Origin of the sequence: Paraburkholderia silviterrae (genome assembly GCF_004353915.1) — a bacterium.
Taxonomy (GTDB): Bacteria; Pseudomonadota; Gammaproteobacteria; order Burkholderiales; family Burkholderiaceae; genus Paraburkholderia; species Paraburkholderia silviterrae.
Map to the genome: position 1 here is coordinate 367,355 of NZ_SMRP01000006.1, position 7,207 is coordinate 374,561.

At 69.5% G+C, this 7,207-nt stretch carries 6 protein-coding genes; 4 read left to right on the forward strand and 2 right to left on the reverse strand.

From position 1 onward, the window contains the following. Positions 1-14: 14 nt before the first annotated feature. Both EYW47_RS15950 and EYW47_RS15955 read right to left on the reverse strand, forming a co-directional pair. Positions 15-446 carry a DUF1801 domain-containing protein gene (locus EYW47_RS15950; protein ID WP_133195775.1) on the reverse strand — a complete coding sequence of 144 codons (432 nt, stop codon included), beginning with the start codon at positions 444-446 and terminating at the stop codon, positions 15-17. A gap of 127 nt (positions 447-573) precedes the next feature. Further along, on the reverse strand, positions 574-3,375 hold the full coding sequence (locus tag EYW47_RS15955; RefSeq protein WP_133195817.1) for a winged helix-turn-helix domain-containing protein: 2,802 nt from the start codon (positions 3,373-3,375) through the stop codon (positions 574-576). Between the two features lie 299 nt (positions 3,376-3,674). Here EYW47_RS15955 and EYW47_RS15960 point away from each other — a divergent pair, with 299 nt between their 5' ends. From EYW47_RS15960 to EYW47_RS15975, 4 genes are all read left to right on the forward strand, one after another. After that, on the forward strand, positions 3,675-4,679 hold the full coding sequence (locus tag EYW47_RS15960; RefSeq protein ID WP_133195776.1) for a universal stress protein: 1,005 nt from the start codon (positions 3,675-3,677) through the stop codon (positions 4,677-4,679). A gap of 68 nt (positions 4,680-4,747) precedes the next feature. Next, on the forward strand, positions 4,748-6,076 hold the full coding sequence (locus EYW47_RS15965; RefSeq protein ID WP_377784971.1) for an MFS transporter: 1,329 nt from the start codon (positions 4,748-4,750) through the stop codon (positions 6,074-6,076). A gap of 22 nt (positions 6,077-6,098) precedes the next feature. Beyond that, on the forward strand, positions 6,099-6,767 hold the full coding sequence (locus EYW47_RS15970; protein WP_133195777.1) for a DsbA family oxidoreductase: 669 nt from the start codon (positions 6,099-6,101) through the stop codon (positions 6,765-6,767). Continuing rightward, entirely contained in the window at positions 6,757-7,074 is a 318-nt protein-coding gene (locus EYW47_RS15975) for a Rieske (2Fe-2S) protein (protein ID WP_133195778.1), read from the forward strand. The genes EYW47_RS15970 and EYW47_RS15975 overlap by 11 nt, the downstream gene beginning before the upstream one ends. Positions 7,075-7,207 lie beyond the last annotated feature (133 nt).

The following is a 7,207-nucleotide window of genomic DNA, read 5'->3' on the forward strand; positions in this document are numbered from 1 at the left end:
GCCGGGCCGGCGCTTCATGCGCTTTTTTTGGCTGGCATTTTCGCTGGCGTTTTCGCCCGCGCGCTCGCCGGCGCTTTCTTCGTCTTCTTGAGCTGGTTGAATTCGATGGCCGCGCGAATGAGCGCCTTCAGGGCGCGCGCATTGACCTTGTCGCCCTCGAAGAAGTCGATCGCGCGCCGCGCATTGCCGTCGAGCCCGGCGTTGAACAGCTTGTCGGGGTCGGGGAGGCTCGCGCCGTACTGGAACGTGAGCTTCACCTTGCCCTTATGCGCATCGGCGACCGCGATGATGCCGTCGCGATACCACACGGGGCTGCCCATCCACTTCCATTCCTCGACGATCTCCTTGTCCGCTTCGAGGATGGTCTTGCGCACGGCGGCGAACGTTGCGCCGCGCCAGTCGGCGATGCCAGCGATCAACGCGTCGATTTGCTCGGATGGGGTCATGGGCGCTCCCTGTCTTGTGGTCGGAATGGCAGCCGGAACCGGATGTGCCGCTGCCGGCGGCGGGCGGAGGCGCCATTATCCAACGTGGCGCCATTGCCCGCATTTTGGCGGGAGGGCAACAGGCGCGCTAGTCCGCGGATTCGAGCAGCCCGAGCATGAGCGCTCGGCGCACGGCGTGCTTGCGCGAACTCGCGTCGAGCTTGCCGAACAGATTCTTCAGATGCCACTTGATGGTTTCTTCGCCCACGCCCATCGCCAGCGCGATTTCCTTGTTCGACAGCGTGCGCCCGAGCAGTTCGAGGATCTCGCACTCCTTGGGGGTGAGGACGACGCCCGACACCGCGCGCGTTTGCGGCGCCGCGCGAATCACGGAGGATGCGGCGATCGCGTTCGGGCCGCGCGCGGCGGCGCCGGGCGTGCTTTCGAGCGTGCGCCGTGCCCAGTCCACCACGGCGGGGTGCAGATCGGAGAGCGTGCGGGCGAGATGGAAGGTCTGCGCGAGGTCGATGGCCTCGATGAGCAGCGCGCGGCCGCTTGCGCCAGTCTGCTCCAGCGCGTAGGCGCGCAGCGCCATGATCGCGATGCCGTCGCACCGGCGCTTCATGGCGTCGGCCAGCTGTGCCGCCTCGCCGAGCGCGTCGAGCGCCTGCTGCCAGCGCCGCGCGGCGATGGCGGCGCACGCCTGGGCGAGTGCCTGCAGCAGCAAGATTTGGCGGCGCCATAGCGGCCGTTCTGGCGCGGTTTCGTTGAGCACGAGTTCGTTGATGCGCTGCATGAGCGCCTCGCAGGTTTGCAAGCGATAGCAGTTCGCGTGCAGGCGCACCTGTTCGGCGAGGCTCGCCATGGACAGGCGCGGCAGCCGCCGCGTCACGCCGAGTGCATGCAGCGATTCGAGCAGATCGAGCGCCCGGTGTTCGGCGCCGCGTGCCGCGGCGATGCGCGCCGCCGTGCGCCAGGCAAGGATCACGGTGTCCGGGGTTCCGCTGCGCTCCAGAACGTCGAGCCGGTTGGCGAGCAGGGCGGCCGCTTCATCGACGCTGTCGGTTTCGTAGGCAAGCGTCGCGCACAACGTGGCCAGCATGCAGCTAAGCGGATGGCGGCGGCCGAGATCCGCATCGGCGCTGGCGAGCGCCGGCATCAGCACGGTCCTGGCTAGTTGAAGCTGGCCCTCCCAGAGGTAGCTGAGCCCGACCACAAAGGCACCCCAGCGCCCGACGTAGTTTGGCTTCCCGGGTTGCCGCGGCGCGCGCGGCTGGAACTGCCGGGCCTGGGCCGGCTCGCCCAGCGCGAGCGCACGCGAGCCAAGCCGGTTCGCGTGCACTTGGGCAAGCCACGGCTGAGCGCCCGGTGTCGCGTCCACCCACGGCTCGAACAGGGCGATGCAGCGATCGATATCGTCCGCGAAGTAAGCGGCGGCGCTCAGGATCAGCGCGCATTCGTAGCGCAATTCGGCATCCACGCCCGGCCCCGCGAGCACGCGCTCGACTTGCCGCCCGGCCTCGGGGTGGCGCTCGCCGAGCGCAAGCGCCCATGCCGCGGCAAGCCGCAGGCGCGGGCGCGCTTCGAGTTCGGCCTCGGGCAGCAGTTCGAGCCACTCCAGCGTGGCGGACAGATGCCCCTGGCGCACCGCGTCCAGCAGGCTGCGCTCCGCCAGCTCGAACGCCAGCCGGTGTTGCCCCGCCGCATGCGCATGGCGCGCCGCGCGTTCCGTCATGCCTTGCTCCGCGAGCCAGGCAGCGGCGCGCGCGTGCAATTGCACCTGAGTGTGTGCCGGCGTTGGTGTCAGGGGCTGTGTCAGGGGTTGCGCCTGAAATCCCACGCCCTCGGCCTGCGGCCATTGCGCGAGGCGCGCGCGCAGCACGTCGCGCACGAGCGCATGGAGCTGGAGCCATTCGTTGCCGTCCGCTGCCGTGAAAATCGGCGTGTCGCGCGCGAGACGCGCGAGTTGCTCCGCCGCGTGCGGCTCGCCGGTCAGGGCCGCGCACAGTGCCGGATGGAGCGTGTCGACGATGCTGATGCGCGTGAGGAAGTCGACGTCGGCGGGCGCGAGTCGGGCGATCAGCGCCTGCACCAGGCGCTCGCGCAGCTCGCCGGACACGCCTTCGAGCGGCTCGACGATTCGGCGCGGATCGCTCGCGCGCTCCATGGCGGCCAGCGCCAGTTGCAGGCCCAGCGGCCAGCCTTCGCAGAGTTCGAAGAGGCGCGCGCTGACGTCGGCGTCGATGCGCTCGCCAAAGCGCGCGGCCGCGAGCGCGATGGTTTCGTCGACCCTGAAACGCAGTGCGTCGGCGTCCACCAGCGCGCACTGGCCGTAGGCGAGCAGATCGGCGAGCGGGGCGTCCAGCCCGTGCCGCGCCGCCACAATCGTGCGCAGGTTCGGCGGCGCGTTGTGCAGGATATAGGCGAGCGCATGCACGCCCGAGGCGGGCAGCCGTTCCGCTTCGTCGACGATCAGCACCAGCTCGAACGAAAGCTGCGCCACCTCCGCGAGCCATGCCGTCACGCCCTCCAGTTCGTGCGCCGCGCCCACCGGGCCGTGGGCCAGATGGCGCGCGAAGGCCGGGCGCGCGCAGGCCGTGCGTACCGCCTGCACGAGTGCGGGCACGAGACGCTGCGCTTCGTCGCGCTCATCGGCCGAGAGCCATGCAACGGCGGTGCCGTGGGCGAGATGTTCGCGCCGCCAGAGCGCCAGCAGCGAGGTCTTGCCGAACCCCGCCGGCGCCTGCACCAGCACCGCCGGGCGCTCGCGCACGGCGGCGTTCGCGGCGCCCAGCCGCGCGCGCGTGAACAGGTGTGCCGGCTCGCGCGGCGCGATGGTTTTCAGGACGAACTCGCTGGCGGCGCGCTCGGCGCCCGGGGCGCCTGGGGCGGTGGGAGGCACTGAAGGGGGCGCTGAGGGGGGCACTGACGGGGGCACTGAGGGGGGCATCGGGCAGGCAGGATCGAATCGGTCGACCAGCCTTGCGGGCTGGCTGGTGCAGGGGGGCGGCATGAAAGCATCGGCTGGACAGGCGGCCCGCGTCAAGCCCCCCCGCGTCGAGGGGGGCGGTCGTGCGCCGCGCCGCTACCATGTTTTCAAGGCCGACGAGGCCGCATGCGACGCACGCCGCCTGCCCACCCGACGGGGCCGGCACCAGATGGGGCCGCAAGCAGGGCCGCAAGCAGGGCCGACGCGGCAAACGCGCGGCCCGCATCCTTTGCCCACCGGATTTGTGTGAGCTTGAACCCATGTATCGCCATTTCGTCGTTCTCGTGGATGACTCCGACGCCGGCATCGACACCGTGACTCATGCGGTTGCGCTGGCACGCTCGGTTGGCGCGCGCGTGACGTTCGTGCACGTCGTGCGCGAGCCGCAGTACGGTGCGGGGGCAGCATCCGGGCGCCGGCTCGACGACTGCGTGCGCGAGATGGTCGCCGCGAAGGCCGAGGCGGCGGCGCGGGCGCTGGGCGTGCCGTGCGAGTCGATGCGCGTGACCGGCGCCGCCGCGCAGCGTGCACGAGCGAGCGACGCCGGCGCTTGGCGCTGCGACCTCGTTTGCGTTGCGGCGCGGGCGGTTGCGGCGCGAGATGGCGTGGGCGAGGCGGTCGACGTCGATGCCGGCTGCGCGGCAGGCTCGCTTGCCGCGCAGTTCGCGGCCGCAAACGTGCCGGTGCTGAGCTGCGCCGTGCGGCGCAGCCCGGCGGCAGCGCGTGTGGTGGCGGCGCTCTACCGCGCTCATCGCGCCACGGGCGTCGCGCTGTGCGAGCGCTTGGCCCATAGCGGGTTGGCCCATGCAGGGCGCGCGGCCGTGCGCGGCGCGGCGGCGAGCGAAGTTGCGTGCGAAGTGGCCAGCGACGTGGCGTGCGACGCAAGCGGAGCCCATCCCGGGCTCGACGCCTTGCGCATCCCGCGCCTCGGCCCCGCAGACGCGTGCCGGATTTCCTCGCTGCTGCGCGTGCGCACGAGCGTGGTCGATGCCGAGCTGGGCGAGCTCGAGCGACAGCATCAGCGTGGCACGGCGCTTTTCGAGGAGCTTGTGCGCGTCGTCGCCGCCAGCTCCGCCGGCGTCGCGCCGCCCGCGCGCGTTGAAGAGGCGTTGCACGGGTATGCGCAGTTTGTCTGGGAATATTTCGGGCGCAAGGAAGGCGTGATCGTGCCCGCCGCGCAGCGCTATTTGCGCGAAGACGACTGGCGCGAGATCGAGGCGGCTTTCGCCACTACCGCCTCGATTGCCGGCACAGGTACGCCGTAGCCCAAGGAGACGACTCGTGGGCCGCAGGGCCGGTGAGCCAGAAAAAACGAATATCGGAGGAGACAGAGTTGCATACGCATACCATCGAGGCCGGCTTGCACGCGCAAGGCGCGGCCGATTCATCCCCGCGAGCCTATGCGTGGGTTGTGTTCGCGCTGACGTTCGCGCTATTGCTGTCCGACTACATGTCGCGCCAGGTGCTCAATGCGGTCTTCCCGCTCCTCAAGGTCACATGGGGGCTGTCCGACACGCGCCTCGGCTCGTTGAGCAGCATCGTCGCGCTCATGGTCGGCGTGCTGACGTTTCCGCTTTCCGTGTTCGCCGATCGCTGGGGCCGCGTGCGGAGCATCGTCCTCATGGCGGCGCTCTGGAGCCTCGCCACGCTCGGCTGCGCCGCCGCGGCCAGCTATGGCGAGATGCTGCTCGCGCGCGCCTTCGTGGGGGTGGGCGAGGCGGCGTATGGGAGCGTCGGCGTCGCGCTGATCCTCAGCATCTTCCCGGCGCGCCTGCGCTCGACGCTCACCGGCGCCTTCATGGCCGGCGGCGCGTTCGGGTCGGTGCTGGGCATGGCGGCGGGCGGCATGCTCGCCGTGCACATGGGCTGGCGGGCCGCGTTCGGCGTGATGGCGTGCCTTGGCTTCGTGCTCGTGATCGCGTTTCGCCTGGTCGTCACCGAAGCGCGCATTGCGCAGGACCGCGGAGCGCGCCCCCATGCGCGCGGCGTGGTGAATAACACCGGACGCCCTGGCCTGCGCAACGTGTTCGCGGGGCTGTTCTCTTCGGTCTCGGTGATCTGCGCCTATCTCGGCAGCGGCTTGCAGCTCTTCATCATGGGCGCCGTGGTGGCCTGGATGCCGAGCTTCCTGAACCGCTACTACGGCATGCCGCCCGACCGCGCGGCGGTGGCGGCGGCGGTATTCGTGCTGCTTGGCGGGACCGGCATGATCGCGTGCGGCGCGCTGACCGACCGCGTGAGCCGTCACGCACCCGAGCGCAAGTGGGCGATGGCGATTGCGTTCTCGCTGCTGTCGTTCGCATTGCTCGGCAGCGGCTTCTACGCGAGCCCCGGCCCGCTGCAACTCGCGTTGCTTGGCGGCGGCATCTTCGTCGTGGCCGGCACGTCGGGGCCGGCCGGCGCGATGGTCGCCAATCTCACGCCCGAGTCGATTCACTCGCCGGCGTTCGCCACGCTCACGCTCGTGAACAACCTGGTCGGGCTCGCGCCGGGGCCGCTTGTGACGGGCTTTATCGCGGACCGGATCGGTCTGCTCGGCGCGTTGCAGGCCGCTCCGCTCGTGGCGCTCGTGGCGACGCTCGCCTTCGCGCTCGGCAAGCGCCGCTATGGCGCGGGGTTGCAGGCCGTGCGCCAACGCTATCCGGCGACCGCGTTTCAATGAATATGCTGTGGAGCATCCATCGATGAATACCCCGCTTTCTCCCGCACGGGAGCTGCGCGTCGAGTTTTATTTCGACTTCGTATGCCCGTGGTGCCTGATCGGCAAGCGCAACCTCGAAGCTGCGATTGCCGAGCTTAAAGCGCGCGAGCCTCGCGTGAACGTGCAGATCGTATGGCGCCCGGTCGAGCTGCTCCCTCATACGCCCTTGGGCGGCGTGCCTTACGAGGCGTTCTATCTGGCGCGTCTCGGCAGCGCGCAGGCCGTGGCGCAGCGGCGCGCGCAGGTGAGGCAGGCGGCGCGCAGCGCGGGCGTCGAGCTTGCGTTCGAGCGCATTCGCGTGTTTCCCAATACCGCGGCGGCGCATGAACTGGTTGCTCGCGCAACACATGTGGCCAGTGAGCGCTGCGGCGGCCAGCAGGCCGAGTTAATCGAGCGCCTCTTCACTGCGTATTTTTGCGAGGGCGAAGACATTGGCGACGCGGTCACGCTCGCGCGGATCGCGCGCGCGCACGGCATCGGCGATGCGGCGCCCGCGCCGCGTATGGATGGTGCTTCGGTGCGTGTGGAAGGCGTGCCTTACTTTGTGTTCGGTGGCCGCTATGCCGTGTCGGGCGCACAGCCGCCACACGTGTTGCTCGATGCGATGCTGCGCGCGGCGGATCTGGTGGAGGCACAGCCCCATGGCGCATGAAATTGCAATTGGCGGTGCGGACAGCCTCGCAGAGGGGCAGCGCAAGCTCGTGTTTGTTGGTGGTGGCCGCAGTGTGGTGGTTTTTAATGTGGCAGGCCGCCTGCGCGCGATTGAGAATAGTTGCCCGCACAACGGTGCGTCGTTGGCCAATGGGCGTCTCGATGGTAGCGTGCTCACGTGCCCGGCGCATGGGCTGCGTTTCGATCTGGATGCAGGCTGCACGCCGGGGGCGGGGAAATTGTGTCTGGATTTCTTGCCAATAAGGACGGTGGACGGGCAACTGATGATCACGATTGACGTGCAATGAGTGAGTGTGATGCATTGGTGTTGCACTGAGATTGGGTTAGTTTCGGGGCGGTGTTTTTCTGTTGTTGTGGGGTGTTGGCATTTCCTTGTTTTCATGTAGGTATATTTGTGTTGCCCCTGTGCGGGGCGGCACC